This is a genomic window from Alteromonas sp. a30 (genome assembly GCF_026788005.1).
GTDB lineage: Bacteria > Pseudomonadota > Gammaproteobacteria > Enterobacterales > Alteromonadaceae > Paraneptunicella.
On sequence record NZ_JABEPE010000006.1, the window covers coordinates 155925 to 176146 of the forward strand.

General features: G+C 42.1%; 18 protein-coding genes. 5 read left to right on the forward strand and 13 right to left on the reverse strand.

The annotated features are described in order from the left end of the window. Positions 1 to 201: 201 nt before the first annotated feature. From HJG39_RS08200 to HJG39_RS08215, 4 genes are all read left to right on the forward strand, one after another. Positions 202 to 1419 carry an amidohydrolase gene (locus HJG39_RS08200; protein ID WP_268408489.1) on the forward strand — a complete coding sequence of 406 codons (1218 nt, stop codon included), beginning with the start codon at positions 202 to 204 and terminating at the stop codon, positions 1417 to 1419. A gap of 299 nt (positions 1420 to 1718) precedes the next feature. Beyond that, positions 1719 to 3656, forward strand: a complete 1938-nt coding sequence (locus HJG39_RS08205) for an extracellular catalytic domain type 1 short-chain-length polyhydroxyalkanoate depolymerase (RefSeq protein ID WP_268408416.1) — start codon at positions 1719 to 1721, stop codon at positions 3654 to 3656. Positions 3657 to 3932: 276 nt separating this feature from the next. Then, on the forward strand, positions 3933 to 5432 hold the full coding sequence (locus HJG39_RS08210; RefSeq protein WP_268408417.1) for a hypothetical protein: 1500 nt from the start codon (positions 3933 to 3935) through the stop codon (positions 5430 to 5432). 413 nt (positions 5433 to 5845) lie between these two features. Beyond that, entirely contained in the window at positions 5846 to 7390 is a 1545-nt protein-coding gene (locus tag HJG39_RS08215; protein ID WP_268408418.1) for a hypothetical protein, read from the forward strand. Between the two features lie 77 nt (positions 7391 to 7467). Here HJG39_RS08215 and HJG39_RS08220 read toward each other — a convergent pair whose 3' ends face one another. From HJG39_RS08220 to mnmG, 13 genes are all read right to left on the reverse strand, one after another. Next, on the reverse strand, positions 7468 to 7884 hold the full coding sequence (locus HJG39_RS08220; protein ID WP_268408420.1) for a F0F1 ATP synthase subunit epsilon: 417 nt from the start codon (positions 7882 to 7884) through the stop codon (positions 7468 to 7470). Positions 7885 to 8042: 158 nt separating this feature from the next. Then, complete coding sequence (atpD, locus tag HJG39_RS08225; protein WP_268408421.1) at positions 8043 to 9428, reverse strand: F0F1 ATP synthase subunit beta; 1386 nt, start codon at positions 9426 to 9428, stop codon at positions 8043 to 8045. A 31-nt stretch (positions 9429 to 9459) separates the two neighbouring features. Next, positions 9460 to 10320, reverse strand: coding sequence for a F0F1 ATP synthase subunit gamma (gene atpG, locus HJG39_RS08230; RefSeq protein ID WP_268408422.1), 861 nt, complete (start codon positions 10318 to 10320; stop codon positions 9460 to 9462). Positions 10321 to 10376: 56 nt separating this feature from the next. Beyond that, a complete protein-coding gene (atpA, locus tag HJG39_RS08235) occupies positions 10377 to 11918 on the reverse strand; it encodes a F0F1 ATP synthase subunit alpha (protein ID WP_268408423.1) in 1542 nt (513 codons plus the stop codon). A 13-nt stretch (positions 11919 to 11931) separates the two neighbouring features. Further along, positions 11932 to 12465, reverse strand: coding sequence for a F0F1 ATP synthase subunit delta (gene atpH / locus HJG39_RS08240; protein ID WP_268408425.1), 534 nt, complete (start codon positions 12463 to 12465; stop codon positions 11932 to 11934). An 11-nt stretch (positions 12466 to 12476) separates the two neighbouring features. Beyond that, complete coding sequence (atpF, locus tag HJG39_RS08245; protein WP_268408426.1) at positions 12477 to 12947, reverse strand: F0F1 ATP synthase subunit B; 471 nt, start codon at positions 12945 to 12947, stop codon at positions 12477 to 12479. Between the two features lie 45 nt (positions 12948 to 12992). Continuing rightward, entirely contained in the window at positions 12993 to 13223 is a 231-nt protein-coding gene (gene atpE / locus HJG39_RS08250) for a F0F1 ATP synthase subunit C (protein ID WP_268408427.1), read from the reverse strand. A gap of 97 nt (positions 13224 to 13320) precedes the next feature. Further along, positions 13321 to 14151, reverse strand: coding sequence for a F0F1 ATP synthase subunit A (gene atpB / locus HJG39_RS08255; RefSeq protein WP_268408428.1), 831 nt, complete (start codon positions 14149 to 14151; stop codon positions 13321 to 13323). 84 nt (positions 14152 to 14235) lie between these two features. Continuing rightward, positions 14236 to 14619, reverse strand: coding sequence for an ATP synthase subunit I (locus HJG39_RS08260; protein WP_268408429.1), 384 nt, complete (start codon positions 14617 to 14619; stop codon positions 14236 to 14238). A gap of 138 nt (positions 14620 to 14757) precedes the next feature. Continuing rightward, on the reverse strand, positions 14758 to 15642 hold the full coding sequence (locus HJG39_RS08265) for a ParB/RepB/Spo0J family partition protein (protein ID WP_268408430.1): 885 nt from the start codon (positions 15640 to 15642) through the stop codon (positions 14758 to 14760). Between the two features lie 33 nt (positions 15643 to 15675). Next, entirely contained in the window at positions 15676 to 16455 is a 780-nt protein-coding gene (locus HJG39_RS08270; protein ID WP_268408431.1) for a ParA family protein, read from the reverse strand. Positions 16456 to 16472: 17 nt separating this feature from the next. Continuing rightward, positions 16473 to 17111 (reverse strand): 16S rRNA (guanine(527)-N(7))-methyltransferase RsmG, encoded by a 639-nt coding sequence (gene rsmG / locus HJG39_RS08275; RefSeq protein ID WP_268408433.1) that lies wholly within the window; start codon positions 17109 to 17111, stop codon positions 16473 to 16475. After that, entirely contained in the window at positions 17111 to 19006 is a 1896-nt protein-coding gene (mnmG, locus tag HJG39_RS08280) for a tRNA uridine-5-carboxymethylaminomethyl(34) synthesis enzyme MnmG (protein ID WP_268408434.1), read from the reverse strand. The genes rsmG and mnmG overlap by 1 nt, the downstream gene beginning before the upstream one ends. A 753-nt stretch (positions 19007 to 19759) precedes the next feature. Between mnmG and HJG39_RS08285 the strand changes: the two genes are divergently transcribed. Continuing rightward, positions 19760 to 20206 carry a YHS domain-containing (seleno)protein gene (locus HJG39_RS08285; protein ID WP_268408436.1) on the forward strand — a complete coding sequence of 149 codons (447 nt, stop codon included), beginning with the start codon at positions 19760 to 19762 and terminating at the stop codon, positions 20204 to 20206. Positions 20207 to 20222 lie beyond the last annotated feature (16 nt).

Here is a 20222-nt window from a genome sequence, read left to right on the forward strand (position 1 = left end):
CTGGGTTTTCCACCTAAATGCAGTTGGCGATTTTTTAGCAATTTGCGATGATGTTAGCAGGTACGCAGCCGTGCCTAGGAAATATTGATTTAGCCAATAAACCGAGAACTAGGAAATAATAATATGAAGTATAAATATCTCGTGGGTTTGCTCGCAACTCTGCCTACCGCTTATTCACTCGCAGCAACTGACGTTGCTTCTATGGCGACTCAACTGGAACCAAAAGTCATAGAATGGCGTCATCACTTCCACCAAAACCCTGAACTCTCGAACCGAGAATTCAAAACGGCTGAGTACATTGCAAAGTACATGCGAAGCTTGGGAATGGATGTGCAAACAGGTGTCGCAAAAACTGGGGTGGTTGCCATTCTTGACTCTGGTAAACCCGGTCCTGTTGTTGCATTACGTGCAGATATGGACGGACTCCCCGTTCCAGAACAAGTTGACTTACCTTGGAAATCCACCCAAAAAGGCGAGTTTAACGGTAAAGAAGTGCCCGTCATGCACGCTTGCGGCCATGATACTCATATGGCAATGCTAATGGGCGCCGCAACGATTCTAAATGAAAAGAAAGAATCGCTTCGCGGTAAAATTAAATTCATTTTCCAACCTGCAGAAGAAGGCGCACCAGAGGGCGAAACTGGCGGCGCGGAAGTTATGGTCAAAGAAGGTGTTTTGAAGAACCCTGAAGTTGACGTGATCTTCGGACTGCACATTAACTCTCGAACCGATGTTGGCAAAGTAAAGTATCGACACGGCGGCATTATGGCAGCGGTCGATCCATTCAAAGTCGTCATTAAAGGAAAGCAAGCTCATGGCGCTTATCCGTGGCTAAGCGTCGATCCCATTGTTACTTCTGCTCAAGTTGTTATGGGCTTACAAACTATCGTTAGCAGAGAAATTCAACTAGTTGATGAAGCAGCCGTTGTCACTGTCGGTTCTATTCATGGTGGTGTGAGATCAAACATTATCCCTAATGAAGTTGAGCTGGTTGGCACTATCCGTACATTGAGTGATGCCTCTAGAGAACACATTTACGAGTCACTACCGCGTAAAGTCAATGCAATTGCAGAAAGCATGGGAGCAAAAGCCGAGGTCACGCTACCACTCGATTACAGTTATCCGGTGACATTTAATGAACCTAGTTTGATGGATACAATGCTACCCACATTAGTCAAAACGGCGGGGCAGGAAAATGTTATCAATACGAAAGCAACGACTGGCGCAGAAGACTTCTCCTTCTTCCAAAAAGAAGTCCCCGGATTATATCTTTTTGTTGGTGGCAAGCCCAAAGATACACCGATGAGTGATGCGCCTGCACACCATACCCCCGAGTTTTATGTTGACGATAGTGGTATGAAATTGGGTGTTGAATTACTCACTAACTTAACTATTGATTACATGAAGCTGAATAAATAACAGCAATTTAACAACTCATTATTTCTCATTTCTAATCAATAGAATTAATCAGTCTCCACATTTTGGGGACTGTTTTTTTGTGCTCGACTCCAACCAACTTTCTGCTAACACACTAATTTTATTAATAATACGTCTTCAACCACATCTCTAGAAAACACTGCAAGAGTAAATATTTAACCCCTCGCTGTACTAAAGTGTTAATGATATGTAACAAAAAAATTAATACCGTAGTTTCATGGGAATGTTAGTAACCAGACATCATCACAGCAATTCCCACCAATAAACTAGAGGGGTGAAAAATGAAAACAACATTACCAATGAAGCTAGCAAAGGTATCTCTCCTTTGCGGTCTAGCTCTTGCAGGACAAAATGCTATCGCTGCCGACTGGCAGAGAGGTTTAGCGGTAGGTGGGTTTAATAAAGTTAATTTATACGTTCCCGATACCACATCGGATATTGGAAACGGAAAAGCTTTGATGATTGTATTGCATGGTTGTACACAATCAATTGACGCTTACCTTACAGCCAACTTGGAGGCAGCAGCAGATAAACACGGAATGGTTATTGCCGTTCCCGATGCAGTAAACAAAGCAGGATTCAGTTGTTGGTCTTACTGGCAAGGAACAAAATCGCGCAGTGCCGGCGATTACAAAAACCTAATTTCCTTAGCTAATGCATTAAAAAGTGATTCAAGTTATGGCATCGATTCAGACCAAGTCTATATCGCAGGGTTATCTTCTGGTGCAGCTTTTGCCAACACAACGGCTTGTTTAGCCCCAGATGTTTTCGCTGGGATGGGTGTGAGCGCCGGACCAAGTATAGGTACGAGTTCTAGCGGAGCACTTGGCCCATGCGAACAAGCAGACGTGCGTTCACGATGCGTTTCTTATGCTGGCAGCTATGCCAACCATTTCGATACGCAAATTGCTTCCATCGCACAAGGTGATAGAGACACAACAGTAAACCTTTGCTACAACGATCAAAACTCGCAGGGCATGGCAGCGGTTTATGGTGTTGATAGACTCGCTGGCACTAATACTATTTCTGATGGTTCTCGTAGTGCCGTAGAAACGCTTTGGGAAGATGGACGAGTATCTAAACTAGTATTAACAAACGCGGATCATGCTTGGTCAGGTGGCGCAGGTGCGAGTGGCTCCTATATTTCTTCTGCGAGCATCAACTATGCAGATTATTTAGGGCAGTATTTTAAAGAAAACAACAATCGTGTTGATCGTAACCAAGGCCCACAATTAAGCAACATCAATGTCAGTACAAATAGCGATGTTATTGTGCTCACTGGTAATGCACAAGATGCTGAAGGTTCGGTTGTGGCCGTCAATGCCATTTTTGATGACAGAAACGGTACAACAAATGCTAAGTCAGGCACCGTTGATGCAAGTGGTAATTTTACCATTTACAGTGATGCACTACCGGATGGACTTTACTTTGTCACAGTTGGCGCAACAGACAACGAAGGCAAGGACAGCGAATTTATTGTCGAGTCAGTTTATGTTGGCCCACCACCACCTGATACAGCACCAACCATTAGTGATGTTAGCGTAGCGGTTAATCAACAATGCGCCACAGTATCGGGTTCCGTTGCTGATATTAATCAGAACTTGAGTTCGGTGGTTGTTCAATTTGCTAATGGCAATGTGAACGCACAAATGAACCAATCAAGTTTCTCTGCTGAAGCGTGTAATTTACCGGGAGGAAACAACAGCGCAACCGTAGTAGCAACAGATAGCACAAACCTTTCCAGCCAAGATAGCGTGAGCTTTAATATCGACGCTGGTCAAGTGGCAACATTAGATCAACATATCACGGCGGGCAGACTGAGCTATGTGGAATACTCTACCTGTTACCTCGAATACGGTACCGCAGCATTTAAGCTTAACGAAGAACCTACAGGACAGGGTCAATGTGTATGGCAGGATAATGATGCTTCTTGTAGAGGCCCAGCAGTAGCTTGTTCATCTGGCGGAAGCACCGGAGGTGGTTCTGGTGGCGACACAGGCGGCGGTGACACTGGTGGTGGTACAAGCCCCAACTGTGAAGAGGTTACGACATTGAACTACTACCATAAAGTTGCTGGTAGAGCTTACAGTGAAGGAAACGCATTGGCGCCAGATTACTTCGCAAATGGCTCTAACGATAGCATGCCGGGTTCCACTTACGGGAATAACACCCTGCATTCCGACGATGGATCTACTTGGTATCTAGGTAGCTGCCAATAAACAAATCCCGTATACTTACACGAAAATCCTCTACTCTGTAGGGGATTTTTTTTATCTATAAAAATAGTCGGGCGATAAACGAAATTTCCTTGAGTTTGTATTAGCTTATTGAATTAAAATAGGATTCTCACATCAATTTCGCCGTAAATAGGTATTCGAACCATAAGATTTTGATCTATAGTCTTTAGATAAAATTAAAAAACTCAATATGAAAAACACGCTATGGAAAGCAAAAAATAAGACAAATAAATGAAAGCGCTTTTGCTAGGAGATTAAATGATAAAAATAAAGCTAACCACTCTTTTACTCTGTTCTTCACTCATGGCTGGTTGTGCATCCAATATGAGCACAAACGCACGTTCTCCAGCATTAAATGATAACTTCAGTAAAACCAAAGCGCTTTTTGAAGATATTGTCGGTAGTGAACATGAAAAACCAGAAATATCCAAGCTTAATCTCTTCCTTACACGGATGCCCAAAGGGGGGGATTTACATCATCACTATAGCGGGACAATCTATGCCGAAACTTATTTAGATTGGGTAAAAGAAAAGGGCTGGCATATTGATAGTTGTAACTTCAAAATTATCACCGACGCATCAAAAGCAGATCCAAAATGCCAGACGTTGACTGTCGATGAGCTACTCAAACAAGATCCCCTTTACCGTAAACTGCTGACGCTATGGTCAGACAAAGACTTCAGCAACCATTTTCATGAGCAAGTCCCACCAGACTCAAACTTTTTCAACACTTTTGGTTATTTTGGTGCCGCGGCTAACGTGAACCAAAATATCGGCGTAAAAATCATTAAAGCTAGAGCGTTAGCCGAGAATGTTAGCTACATTGAAACTCAGTACAGCCGCACAGGCGTCAAGAGCAAGCATTTATTATCGGATTCTGAACGCCAGCAATTTATTAACACACTTTTAAAGGTAGATAACCAACAAGACGCCAATGCCACTTTTGATAGCATCGTGGAAGCTTACGCTAAAACTTCTCACTTTAATCAAGGCGTGAATGACTTTGTTGAAGAGGTTCGAGCACTACATGAAGGCATTGATGATGAAAATTTCACCATGCGGTATCAAACTTACACCGCCAGAGTGCAGGATCCATTACAAGTATTCACAGAGTTATACTCAGGTTTTTTAGCCACTGATAAATCGGAATTACTTGTCGGTGTCAACATTGTAGCCCCTGAAAACAATCATGTTGCGCTTCGTGACTATACCTTGCATATGTATATGTTTAATTACCTATCAGCAAAATATCCACATGTTAAAAAGGCATTGCACGCAGGAGAGCTAACATTAGGCATGGTTCGTCCAAAGGACTTATTGTTTCATATGAAACAAGCACGAGAAATTGCAGGGGCAAATAGAATTGGACACGGCATCGATATCCCATACGAACAGGACGCATTAGCTCAATTGCAAGACTTAAAAGAGAACGCGGCTGTAGAGATAAACTTGACCAGTAATGAGTTTATTTTAGGCGTATCCCATGAAGAACACCCTTATCTCATTTATGAAGATTATGGTGTACCGATGGTCATTTCTACAGATGACTCAGGCGTTTCAAGAAATAACCTAACAAATGAGTATGTTTTGTTAGCTACTCGCTACAAGCCCAATTATGAAGAAATAAAAGACTATGTTTATAACAGCATTAAATACTCTTTTATGAGTAAAGAAGATAAAGCTAAAAACAAACAGCGCTTAGATACCAAGTTTTCTCAGTTTGAATCTGAAATGGCTCAACTTTACGAGAAGCTCTAAATAGCGCTGTTTAATTGTCAGTCCCCCCTAAACGCGCCGTGGACACTTGCATGAAAGGCCCCACGGCTGCTTTCTCTGCGGCTAAGGGTTGCTCCTAATTCTCTATGGGGTGACTGCTAGTTTGGAACAGGTATGTGGTCGATTTAATAAATTCAAATTCTCCTGAAGCGATTACGTTATTTTGTTTCAAAAAGTAAATTAATCACTTCTTTTACCTTTTCCCAAAAGTGCAAATCCTTCATCAATCCCCCCTCATTTAAGAAATCTAAACGTATTTTTTATTCCTTTTTTCTAACTCCGTAATTTCGCCTGAGTAAGATACATAGCAATTGAATTATGGTCTAATAAATACGCAGTGGATTTAATTGGACCTTCCGCTGTTTTTTAAACTAACCTTTATGGAGATAGGGATTATGTTAGACCACAAGAAGTTAGATGAAGTCATTAAAGTATCAACTAAGGTGAAACAAAGCGTTAGAGCTGATGACACCGTTCAAATTGCACAATACCTCGAATCTAACCTACCTTTTGAACTTTTTGATAACCCCGAATACACCGAAAAAGTTATCCTAGAGTCACTTAACCTTCTTCGAAGCCAAAACCTCACGCTCACACTCCCAATGATCGAAAAAGATCTACAAAAGAAAGACGCATTACCTAAATATATGCAAGGGCTTTTATGGGATGAATGGGCAAGGAATGAATCTGATGGTACGACTGTTTTCCTTCAGAATTATGAGGATAGAGGCGCCAACAATCTCAAGAAAAAGGCTTATGTGTCTGGCTTAACTCCAGATCTCTACGCTCAAAACTATGAGCCAAAAGTGCAAACCTTTTTTGAGTGCATGTTTGCACCTGCAAACACCAACAGCCCATTAATGGATATTTATCGTGACCACTACCTAGATTTGTATTGGTCTTTACATTTAAAAGTTGCACCTCAAGACATTCCTGATTACGCCAAACAAATTGGCCTAGATTTTATTAATTGCTGGGCGATTTTCACGCCGCTTAATCTTGATAATCCAGAACAATCTTTGAGCTTTAAAACAAGCTACGAATACGTTCGCGCAAATCGAGCCAAGCTCATCGACTGGATTTCGTCACGAGTACAGGAAGTTCGAAGCAATCCAGACCAATTTAAAGATACCTTTGTATATCATTGGTTGGAAAACGCAGGCGATGGAGAAGGTGCATTCCGCGACGTTGATATTACCTTTGAGTGTTTCCATAACTATTTGGCATTGAGTCAATGGGGCCACACTATCTACAAAATGATGAATTTGTTACGTGACGACAACACATCTGATAAAGCGCAGAGCGTTAAAACACAGTATCAAAACATCATGAGTAGCGATTATAACGCCACCGATAGCAGTGGATTCTCTCCGTTAGACTACCTAGCACTTGAGTTTTTCCGTGAAATCGTACCCAATGGCGGCAGTATTTCTCGGTATTATGCAACCGGAAAATACAGTGAATTAGTGGATGAAATTAATGCTCACGCTCACAAACCGTTAGCATTAAGCGCGCACCACTGGGATGACCCATTCGACTTTAATCCTGATCGCTTCCGTACTGCACCTAAGAGCGATTCAATTGATGTAGAAGCCTTTAAGCAGGTATCTGGCTCAGCACGCTGCCCATTCACTAAAAGTGCTATACATACGTCTGATGGCCGCTCCATTGAAAATAATCTCTATGGTACTGATTACGCCAGAAAGTCAGATGGTACAGCTTGCCCTGTAATTGAAACTGCTGGCTTCTCACCATTTGGCTTTGGTTATCGCCGTTGCCCGGGTGAATTGTTGACAATCGGTGTTTTCAAGACCTTCTTAAAGTTCATCTGGAACAATAAAATTAGTTTCCACCTATTGGATGATGCAAATCCAGAAGTAATGCCGATTGCACCTGCAACCTTCATTACTGATAACATCGGCATGAAAATCAACAACTAATCTTTTAGTTAACTAAATACAAAAAACCCCAGTATAGTCGCCTACACTGGGGTTTTTTATTAATTTGCTTTTATGTCTTACTTACGAAGGTTTCGAATAAGCCTTAGCTGTGCAATCGCTTCTGCTAATTCACGTGCTGCTTCAGCATAGTCGAAGTCCGCACCTGGATTAGCCATATGCTCTTCAGCGCGTTTCTTCGCATCTTGAGCCGCTTGCTCATCCAAATCTTCAGCCCTAATCGCTGTATCTGCCAACACTGTTATAGTGCCGGGTTGGACTTCCAACACACCACCATTGATGTAGATAAGCTCTTCATGGCCATGTTGTTTTACCAAGCGCACCATACCGGGCCTAAGCGTAGTGATTAAAGGAGCGTGACCTGGATGGATCCCAAGTTCACCTTCACTACCTGTCACCTGAATAGTTTCAACGCGACCAGAGAAAATCTCTTGCTCTGCGCTTACTACATCTAGGTGTACCGTCATTGCCGCCATAGTACCCTCCAAAGGTTGTTTCAAAAATCAGGAGAAAACCAATTCCTCAATATAATATCGTTTCGAGGTCGCATTGTTTTGTAATTAGAAAGCTACGCGGACTGTATAAGTCATACAAGAGCAGAGCCCTACGTTACGGGACAATACGACCCAAAATATTACATAGATTTTGCTTTCTCTACTGCCTCATCAATAGAACCAACCATGTAGAAGGCCTGTTCAGGCAGATCATCATAGTCACCCGCAAGAATACCTTTAAAGCCAGCAATCGTGTCTTTCAAAGAAACGTACTTACCAGGTGAGCCTGTAAATACTTCTGCAACGAAGAATGGCTGAGATAAGAAACGTTGAATTTTACGCGCGCGAGATACGGTTTGCTTATCTTCTTCTGACAATTCGTCCATACCTAGGATAGCAATGATGTCTTTAAGCTCTTTATAACGTTGAAGCGTTGTTTGAACGCCTTGCGCTACGTCATAGTGCTCTTGACCAACGACTAATGGATCTAGCTGACGAGAAGTAGAATCCAGTGGGTCAACCGCTGGGTAGATACCCAAAGAAGCGATGTCACGAGAAAGTACAACTGTTGCATCCAAGTGAGCGAAGGTTGTTGCCGGAGATGGGTCAGTTAAGTCATCCGCAGGTACGTATACCGCTTGGATTGAAGTGATTGAACCTGTCTTAGTCGACGCAATACGCTCCTGAAGTACACCCATTTCTTCTGCAAGAGTAGGCTGATAACCTACCGCAGACGGCATACGACCTAGAAGTGCTGATACTTCTGTACCTGCTAATGTATAACGGTAGATGTTATCAACAAAGAAAAGTACATCGCGACCTTCGTCACGGAATTTCTCTGCCATTGTCAAACCTGTCAAAGCAACACGCAAACGGTTACCTGGAGGCTCATTCATCTGACCGTAAACTAACGATACTTTATCAAGTACGTTAGAGTCGTTCATTTCGTGATAGAAGTCGTTACCCTCACGAGTACGCTCACCAACACCTGCGAATACAGAGTAACCACTGTGCTCGATAGCGATGTTACGGATAAGCTCCATCATGTTTACGGTTTTGCCTACACCGGCACCACCGAATAGACCGACTTTACCACCTTTCGCGAATGGGCAAACCAAGTCAATTACTTTGATACCCGTTTCTAATAGCTCAACCGAGCTAGATTGGTCTTCGTAGCTAGGCGCTTCGCGGTGAATTGACATTCTTTCTTCTTCACCAATTTCACCCGCTTCGTCGATTGGATTACCTAATACGTCCATGATACGACCAAGAGTAGCCTTACCAACTGGAACTTTAATAGATTCACCTGTGTTTTGTGCCAAAGTACCACGACGCAGACCGTCTGTAGTACCAAGCGCGATACCCCTTACAACACCGCCACCAAGCTGCTGTTGTACTTCTAGGGTCAAACCCTCTAAATCACCTTCGGTGATTTTAAGAGCGTCGTATACTGCCGGTACATCTTCTTGTGGAAATTCAAAATCCACAACCGCACCGATAACTTGGACGACCTTACCTTGACTCATAATTAGTCCTCATTAATTTCTAAACCTTTGCCTACACCGCTGCTGCGCCGCCAACAATCTCACTAATTTCTTGTGTAATTGCTGCCTGACGGGCTTTGTTGTAAATCAGTTGCAACTCGTCAATTAAGCCACCTGCGTTATCTGTCGCAGCTTTCATTGCAACCATTCTTGCAGCTTGTTCAGAGGCGATATTATCTACCACGCCCTGATACACCTGAGACTCAATAAAGCGAACCAGCAAAGCGTCCAAAATTGGCTTCGCGTCGGGTTCGTAAATATAATCCCAGTGGTGTGTTAATTCATCGCTTTCGGATTTTGGCAAAGGCAATAATTGTTCGATTATAGGTTCTTGTGACATGGTATTGACAAACTTGTTGTAAACCACATACAAGCGATCCAGCTTGCCTTCTTCAAAGGCGTTAAGCATCACTCGAACAACACCAATAATATCGTTTAATGCCGGCGTATCACCAAGGCCAGATTCGGCTGCAACCATGTTGCCACCAAAGCGGTTGAAAAAACCAACTGCTTTAGCGCCCAAGGCTGCAAAGTCGAGCTCTACACCTTTTTTCTGCCATGCTTGGATAGATTTAGCCAATTCCTTAAACTCATTGGTATTCAAACCACCACAAAGACCTCGGTCTGTTGCAATAAGAATGAAACCCACACGCTTTACTTCTCTTTCTTGTAGGAAAGGATGTTTATATTCGTGTGTTGCATGAGCTAGGTGACTAATTACCTTACGCATATTCGTTGCATACGGTCGGCTAGCAGACATACGCTCTTGTGCACGCTTCATTTTAGAAGCCGCAACCATCTCCATAGCACTGGTGATTTTTTGCGTATTTTTAATACTGCCAATTTTGCCTTTTATCTCTTTGCCATTAGCCATACTCTTCTCCAGCGTTTACAGCTTAATCGCCCCTTTTCATAAAGAGGCGAATGCCATTACCAAGTTTGCGTTGATTTGAATTTTTCCAACGCCGCTTGCAATGCACTCTCGATTTCGCCGTTATAATTACCGCCGTCGTTGATTTGAGCCATTAAGTCAGCAAAATCAGCATTCATGTAAGAATGTAGAGCTGATTCAAAGTCTAAAACTTTGTTTAACTCAATATCCTTCAAGAAGCCTTTTTCCGCTGCAAATAGTGACACAGCCATATCCGCGATAGATAAAGGTGCATATTGCTTCTGTTTCATTAGCTCGGTAACACGCTCACCATGCTCTAACTGTGCACGAGTCGCATCATCCAAATCAGAAGCAAACTGAGAGAATGCCGCCAATTCACGATATTGAGCCAAGGCTAGACGAATACCACCGCCCAGTTTCTTGATAATCTTAGTTTGTGCTGCACCACCAACACGAGAAACTGAAATACCTGCGTTAACCGCTGGGCGAATACCCGAGTTAAACAAGTTAGTTTCAAGGAAGATCTGACCATCTGTGATGGAGATTACGTTTGTTGGTACGAATGCAGAAACGTCACCTGCTTGAGTCTCAATGATAGGCAACGCGGTTAAAGATCCAGTTTTACCTTTTACTTCACCGTTAGTGTACTTTTCTACGTAGTCAGGGTTAACACGTGCAGCGCGCTCTAATAAGCGAGAGTGCAAGTAGAAAACGTCACCAGGATAAGCTTCACGACCAGGAGGACGACGTAGCAACAATGAAATTTGACGGTAAGCAACAGCTTGCTTAGACAAATCATCGTATACGATTAACGCGTCTTCACCACGGTCACGGAAGTATTCACCCATAGTACAACCAGAGTAGGCCGACAGGTATTGCAGTGCAGCCGATTCAGAAGCTGATGCAGCAACCACGATAGTGTGATCCATTGCACCGTGCTCTTCTAACTTACGCACAACGTTTGCGATAGTAGAAGCTTTCTGACCGATAGCAACATACACACACTTAATGCCTGTCCCTTTTTGGTTGATGATAGCATCGATGGCCAACGCAGTTTTACCCGTTTGGCGGTCACCGATAACCAACTCACGCTGACCACGACCAATTGGAATCATTGAGTCAACAGACTTATAACCTGTTTGTACAGGTTGATCGACCGACTTGCGCTCGATTACGCCAGGTGCGATCTTTTCTACCGGTTCAAAACCGTCAGACTCGATAGCGCCTTTACCATCGATTGGCTCACCCAGGGTGTTAACAACACGCCCTAATAAACCACGACCAACTGGTACTTCTAAGATACGACCAGTAGATTTAACTTTTACGCCTTCTTTTAAGTCAGCGTAAGGACCCATAACTACCGCACCAACGGAGTCACGTTCCAAGTTCAAAGCAATAGCGTAGCGATTGCCTGGAAGCTCAATCATCTCACCTTGCATTACGTCTGCAAGACCGTGAACACGGATAATACCGTCAGTTACACTAACAATAGTACCTTCGTTGCGAGCTTCACTTACTACTTCGAACTGTTCAATTCGTTTTTTGATCAGTTCGGCAATTTCAGTGGAATTCAGTTGCATGCTCTTTTCCCCGTTATGCTTGTAACGCGTCTGATAGACGGCCCAATTTACTCTTGACCGAGCCATCGATAACAGTGTCGCCAGCCTTAATGACTAGACCTGCTACCAATGAGGGATCAACGTTACAATGCAGCTTAACTTTTCGTGCAAGACGCTTTTCAAGAGAAGCGCCAAGTTCTTCTTGCTGCTTAGCAGACAATTCCGCGGCAGACGTTACGTCCACATCAACTTCTTTGTCATACGTCGCTTTTAACTCGTTAAACAATGCCAAAATTGCTGGCAAAGCTGCTAAACGACCATTTTCGGCTAAAACTTTGATAAAGTTTTGTATTTTGTCATCAACCTGCTCTCCACAGATATTAATGAACAAATCCGCGAGTTTCGTCGCGGCTAGCGAACCGGATAACAATTCGCCAACGGCCTCGTTTTTTGCAACCTCAGCAGAGAAAAACAGCATTTCTTGCCATTTTTCTACGGCACTGTTTTCAAGTGCATAGTCAAATGCAGCTTTAGCATAAGGGCGAGCAACGGTTGTCAATTCAGACATAGCTCTTTCCCTTATAGTTCAGTGACGAGTTTGTCAACGATATCGCTTTGTGCAGCAGCATCGATTTCACGCTCAAGAATTTTTTCGGCGCCAGCAATTGCCAATGCAGAAACTTGCTTACGAAGATCTTCTTTTGCACGATTACGTTCAGCTTCAATTTCAGCATGACCTTGGGCAACAATCTTTTCACGTTCTTCATGACCTCGTTGAGTTTCTTCATCAACGATTTGCAAAGCGCGCTTTTTAGCTTGCTCAATAATATCTGCTGCTTCAGCTTTAGCTTCTTTAAGTTTTAAAGAGGCACTTTCTTGCGCTAGTTGTAAATCTTTCTCAGCACGTTCAGATGCAGCTAAGCCATCGGCAATCGCTTTCTGACGAGCTTCGATTGCAGCTAACAATGGCGGCCAAACATACTTCATACAAAAAAGTACAAAAACCGCAAAAGCAATCGTTTGTCCAATTAGAGTAGCGTTGATATTCACAATGCCATCTCCTCTGTTCGTTACACTAAATAGTTCAGTCTAAAATTAGTTAGCACCTAGAACGAACAACATGTATAGCGCGATAGCAACACCGATCATCGCGATTGCGTCGATAAGACCAGCAACGATGAACATACGAGTTTGAAGTTGTGGAGCCAATTCTGGTTGACGAGCAGAAGCTTCTAGGAACTTACCACCTAGGATACCGAAGCCGATAGCCGGACCCAAAGCACATAAACCAATCAAAATACCAACGGCAATATATAATTCACCCACTTGATTTCACCTTATAGTTAAAAGTTAAAGTTAAAGTTAAAAGTTTAAAATTCTCAGGTACTGCAAAGCGCAATACGATTGAAATCGTGACAAAAAATTAATGTTTTTCGTGCGCCATGCTTAAGTAAACAATGGTTAGCATCATGAAAATGAATGCTTGCAACGGAATAACCAAAATATGGAACGCCGCCCAAATAAAATGCAATGGCAATTGGAATACACCAATCATTGCAATCAAAATGAAAATAAGCTCAGCTGCATAAAGGTTACCGAATAAACGCAATGCTAAAGATAGTGGTTTTGCGAACAATGTCACTAATTCAAGCACAAGGTTTACTGGAATAAATAACCAATGGTTAAACGGATTCATTGAAAGCTCTTTAACGAAGCCAAAACCTTTGATTTTAAATGAGTAGTAAATCATTAACGCAAACACACCAAGAGACAGTGCAAACGTTAAATTTAAGTCGGTTGTTGGTACGACTTTCATATAGACGTGATGAGGATCAACGCCGAAGCCGTGATAACCAACTTGGCCCGCTAACCACGGAAGCCAATCAATAGGGATAATGTCCATGACATTCATGAGCAATACCCAAACGAAAATCGTTAAGGCTAAAGGTGCAACAACCGGGCTTTTGCCGTGGAATGTGCTTTTAACCGTGCCATCAACAAATTCAATAACCATTTCGATAAAGCATTGGAATTTGCCAGGAACACCTGTATCAGCCTTTTTTGCGGCTGAGCGGAAGATAGAAAGGAATAATAATCCTAGCGCTATAGACCATGCCAATGTGTCAATATGCCATGTCCAAAAACCGGCGTCGGCACAAGCCTTGTTAAAGGCAATACCATTTTCGGTCGTACACATGGCAGCATTAGTCAAGTGATGCAGGATATAATCAGTGCTTGATAGTTCAGAAGCCATTTATTTACCCAAGTTGTGTATTTTAGAATTCTTTATTCGAAACGAGCTTTACGTCCAACTGTTGCTTGTCATGGTGAACAAGTCTTACACAGAGTAGTGGTTTTTAGCACCGACTACATAATGACCAAGCAACGCAATAACGAAAGTTATAAATAACGGACCAGCCTGCACATCAGGCCAGCGATATATCAATAAAAATATCACTATCGTTAATATGAGTTTAAGTTTGGATCCGGTTTTAAAGCTGTTGTAGACGAGTTGATTTTTACTAGCGCCAACAAAGCGAAAGGCGAGGACTGCAAACACGATATTAGGCAAAACAGCCGCCAATCCACCGAGTAGCGCAGATAACGCGGAGGTTACTCCAAAAAATAATGCTACTACGGTGCAAAAAATAACAATCAAAGATTGCAATGCCAGCACTTTTTTGGCAAATTTAATTCCCGGCATAGCCAATTTTGATGGCACCAAATTCCCCACTCTAATCCAAACGAGACTCAAGGCGCGAAAAGTATACTGTTTTATAGTCGCTTTTCAACAAAAAAGCGTATTTCCGATTTCAATAATCAGTATTTAAGTTGTAGGAAATGGAGATTGATAAAAAATTTATCTTTCGCGTTGAATTTTTTCCAATATTCCGTCGAGTTGATCTAAGTCAGCGAAATTGATCACCAGCTTGCCCTTACCTTTGGCATTGTGGCTGATAGAGACAGGAGCACCTAAGTTTTCTGATAATGATCCTTCTAATTTTTTAACATCGGGATCGATACTTGGCTTTTCTTTTTTCGGCGGGGGTTGAAGTAACTTCCGAACCATGTTTTCAGCATCGCGAACCGTCATACCTTTTTGGGCAACAATTTTTGCGGCATCGCTTTGCTTTTCTCCTTCAAGAGATAACAACGCTCTAGCATGACCCATTTCAATGTCACCACGCTCAAGCATCAACTTAACATCATCATTTAAGTTGTTTAAACGCAGCAAGTTAGTCACAGCGGTTCTTGATTTCCCTACGGCTTCCGCAAGTTCTTGGTGGGTTAATTCAAATTCATTCATTAACCGATGGAGGGCTTGCGCTTCTTCCATAGCATTTAAATCTTCACGCTGAATATTTTCGATCAACGCAATAGCTACGGCAGCTTCATCCGGCACTTCTTTTATCAAACAAGGAATTTCATCTAGCCCTGCCAATTGACTGGCTCTCCAACGACGTTCCCCTGCGATAATTTCGTATTTTTCAGTCGCGATTTGACGCACCACGATAGGTTGAATAATACCTTGTGAGCGAATGGATGCGGCAAGTTCCTCTAATGCTTCTGAAACCATGTCTTTACGAGGCTGATATTTTCCAGGTTGCAAAAATTCGATGGGTAACTTTTGCAATTCTCCCTTCGGAGCCGCAGTTTCAGAAGCATCCGTAGATGCAGGATCCCGTTGACTGGTTGCCAACAATGCATCTAAACCTCTTCCTAAACCTCGTTTTTTCGCCGACATGCTTACTCTCTATTTGTCTCTTATTCTAATTAATTATGCTGTTTGGTTAGCTTTCTCACGGCGAAGTATTTCACCTGCTAAAGCTAGATACGCCTTGGCACCGGTAGATGACTTTTCATAGTACATGGCAGGCGTGCCAAAGCTTGGAGCCTCTGCTAGTCGAACATTTCTGGGAATGACCGTTCGATACACTTGATCACCAAAGTGACGTTTAAGTTGCTCAGATACATCATTGGCTAAACGGTTTCTTGGGTCGTACATAGTGCGAAGTACACCTTCAACACGTAAAGATGGATTTACAACAGAGGCAAGCTTTTCGATTGTATCAAGCAATGCTGTTAATCCCTCCAAGGCAAAATATTCGCACTGCATAGGAACAATTACGGAATCCGCAGCAGCTAACGCATTAACCGTCAACTGACTCAAGGAAGGTGGACAATCAATAAAAATATAATCGTAATGGTCGCGAACGGGCTGCAATGCATTTCTTAAGCGCAGTTCACGAGCAAAAACTTGCATTAATTTAATTTCTGCCGCCGTAACATCCCCGTTGGCAGCAACCAAATCATATTTAGCAGTGGGTGAATTGACAATCACTTCTTGGACGGGCTTTTCTTCAATTAACAATTCATAAGCCGTTGCGTCTGCTTCGTATTTGTCGATGCCACTTCCCATCGTGGCATTGCCTTGAGGATCAAGATCGATTAACAGAACTTTGCGTTTTGTCGCAGCCATCGATGCCGCAACGTTGACGGCAGTGGTCGTTTTCCCCACTCCCCCCTTTTGATTTGCGATCGCGATTACCTTGCCCAATGTAAGCCTTCCAAAAATTAGTGTTTCTTAATTCGAATTACATGTCGCTGGGCATCTAGTCCCGGCACAGATAACGGAACTGATTCAGCAACAGCGAATGGTTCCACAATTGCTTCTAGCTCTTGCTCAGGATAAACCCCTTTCAATGCTAGGAATTGTCCATCTGAAGAAATTAAATGCTGACAACTGCTTATCATTTGCTCTAAAGAAGCATATGCGCGCGTTATAACAGCATCAAAAGGTTCTTCTAGAACATGTTCTTCCACACGCGATTGAATTGGCTCTATATTGGCAAGTTTTAATTCAAAAGCAACTTGTTTTAAGAATCGAATACGTTTCCCTAGACTATCTAGCAATACGAAATGGGCATCAGGATTCATGATAGCTAGCGGAACACCGGGTAATCCCGCTCCAGTTCCAACGTCAATAAAACGTTTACCTTCAAGTAATGGTGACACAGCTATTGAATCAACAAGATGTACCGTCACCATTTCCAATGGATCTCGTACTGACGTTAAGTTATAGGCTTTATTCCACTTATGAACCATTTCCAGATATTTAATAAGCAATTGTTGTTTTTCTTCGGACACATCAAACGATAATTGCTTACACGCAGCGGCTAATTTGCTTTGTATTTGTTCTGTTGGAAATTGCATTAGGCAGACTTTCTCAATAAACCTTGTTTTTTCAAATACACTAAGAGCAATGAAATTGCGGCAGGCGTGATACCAGAAATACGTGAAGCTTTACCCAATGTTTCTGGATTCGCTTCTTTCAATTTAGCAACTACTTCGTTTGATAAACCCGAAATAACACTGTAGTCGAAATCGATAGGCAACAGCATATTCTCATTACGTTGCGTTTTCGCAATATCTTCCTTTTGCCGCTCAATATAACCTGCGTATTTGATTTGAATTTCTACTTGTTCCGCAGCTTGAGGATGCTCCTTAACTAATCCCGGTCCGAAAGCATCAATGCTCATTAATTTTTCATACGTCATCTCTGGACGACGAATAATTTCTTCGAGTCGATGCTCTTTGGAAATTGGATTTTTCAACAATGTGTTGATGTCTGCGGCTGATTCATGTCCCGGATGCACCCAGTGTTCGCGTAAACGCTGAGATTCAAGCTCAATCGCATTCATTTTCTCATTGAATTTTTGCCAACGGTGATCATCAACTAACCCAATCTCTCGGCCTTTCGCAGTCAAACGAATATCGGCGTTATCTTCTCTTAACAGTAATCGGTATTCTGCTCGACTGGTAAACATTCGATAAGGTTCTTTTGTGCCAAGCGTGGATAGATCATCCACTAATACTCCCATATATGCTTCATCACGACGCAACGAGAAAGGGTCTTTTCCAAAAGCTTGTAGTGCAGCGTTTGCACCCGCTATTAATCCTTGAGCACCTGCCTCTTCATAACCTGTTGTACCGTTGATTTGCCCAGCAAAGAATAAACCTTGGATGAATTTCGTTTCCAGCGTTTGTTTTAAATCTCGGGGATCAAAGAAATCATATTCAATGGCATAACCGGGTCTGATGATGTGAGCCTGTTCGAATCCTTTTATCGAATGAATAAGATTGATTTGTACATCAAAAGGCAAACTCGTTGAAATACCATTAGGGTAGACTTCGCAACTAGTTAAGCCCTCAGGCTCTACAAAGATTTGATGCGTATCTTTATCAGCAAAACGCATGATTTTATCTTCGATTGAGGGGCAATAACGTGGTCCAATTCCTTCAATTACACCGGTATACATTGGTGATCGATCAAGACCGCTGCGAATAATTTCATGGGTTTTTTCGTTGGTATGTGTGATATAGCAAGGAATTTGCTTTGGATGTTGAGAGCGATCACCAAGGAAAGAAAATACAGGTGTGGGATTATCACCTGCTTGTTCCTGCATAACAGAGAAATCTAACGTACGAATATCAAGCCGAGCAGGCGTGCCTGTTTTTAAACGATCAACTCTAAAAGGCAGCTCTCTTAAACGATCAGCAAGTGCGATAGAAGGTGGATCACCTGCTCGACCACCTTTGAAATTTTCTAAACCAATATGAATCGTACCGCCCAAGAAGGTGCCGACTGTTAGAACAACGGTTTTTGCTTTAAATTTTAAACCCATTTGAGTAACAACACCGGTTACTCTGTCTTGCTCAACAATTAGATCATCACAAGATTGCTGAAATAAAGTGAGATTAGGTTGATTCTCAATAATTTGACGAATAGCTGAACGATATAATGATCTGTCCGCTTGTGCGCGAGTAGCTCTAACAGCAGGACCTTTACTTGAATTTAGTGTGCGAAATTGAATACCAGCTTTGTCTATAGCTGTGGCCATTGCGCCACCTAATGCATCAATTTCTTTTACTAAGTGACCTTTTCCGATCCCCCCGATAGCAGGATTACAGGACATCTGTCCTAATGTTTCGATATTGTGGGTAAGAAGTAAGGTGCTCGCTCCCATGCGTGCGGCTGCTAGGGCAGCTTCGGTCCCTGCGTGGCCTCCGCCAACAACGATGACATCATATTGTTGTGCATAGAACATAAAGTATCTCGTCAAACACTGGTTAAAAAAGAGGCTGGTATTTTAAATGGAAATCAACAGAAGGGAAATGAATAAATTTTTTGGATTTTTTATTAACTGGCTTTGATGATCAATGTTTGATCAAAAGCTGAACAAAAAAAGATCTCTTTGATCTTCTTTAGATTATTATTTCTATTATTAGGCAAGGCCCTTTCTGTGGTTAACTCAAAAAAGTCTTTATTGATCAAAATTTTAGCAAGATCATAAAATGTGATCAAAGATTGATCAACCAGCTTAAAAGCTGGGAGTAAACCGTGGAAATATCCACTGGTCAAAAAAGATCATTTTTTGATCACCAGTAGATCAAAGTTTTACCAGATGTTTTCCAGTGATCTATCCACAGACAGATCAAAACTTTGATCAAATTGTGGATAAGCGATGAATATGATCAAAAGTTGATCGCGCTGGCCCTTTCAACACGTGCGATCAGAGTGTGAATATTGATCACAGTGGATCGAGGTGGATAAGTTTTGATCACCTTGAGATCCCCGTATTTACTGATCTCCAGAAAAAAGTGATCATTGATTGATCATTCTACGATCAATGTTTAAACAGTGTTCGATCAATGTTTGATCATTAAATGATCGTTTTTTAAGGCGAGATCAATCTGTTTTAATGTGATTAAAAATGTTTTACACAGGGAAAAATGAATGGTAATGAAATTTCATTGGCTTCAAAACGGTTTAGTAATTCAGTCAATCATTGGAGTTTTACATGAAATATTTAGCTAAATTGTTAGTGCTCGTTGCATTTTGGACTAGTGCTGTGTTGGCGGAAGGCCCAATTAACACGACTTTTTTCGGTGGTTTAGCCATTGATGGTTATGACACTGTAGCTTATTGGAAGGAAAATAAGGCGGTTGAGGGTAAAAAGGCGTTTACTTATGAGTGGCGTGGTGCGAAATGGCGCTTTTCTTCTGAAGAAAATATGGAATTATTTAAAGCCGACCCAATTAAATATCTGCCAGAGTACGGTGGTCACTGTGCCTATGCGATGTCTGATGATAAATTAGTAGGCGTTGATCCTGAAGTTTTCGAGATTTATAACGGCAAGCTTTATCTTAACTATAGTAAGAGCGTTCAAGGTCATTGGGTTAAAGAAAAAGATAAGTTTATTGGCGAAGCTGACGGTTTTTATACCGAGCGTGAGAAAGAAAAGTAGATAACGAGTTTAATTT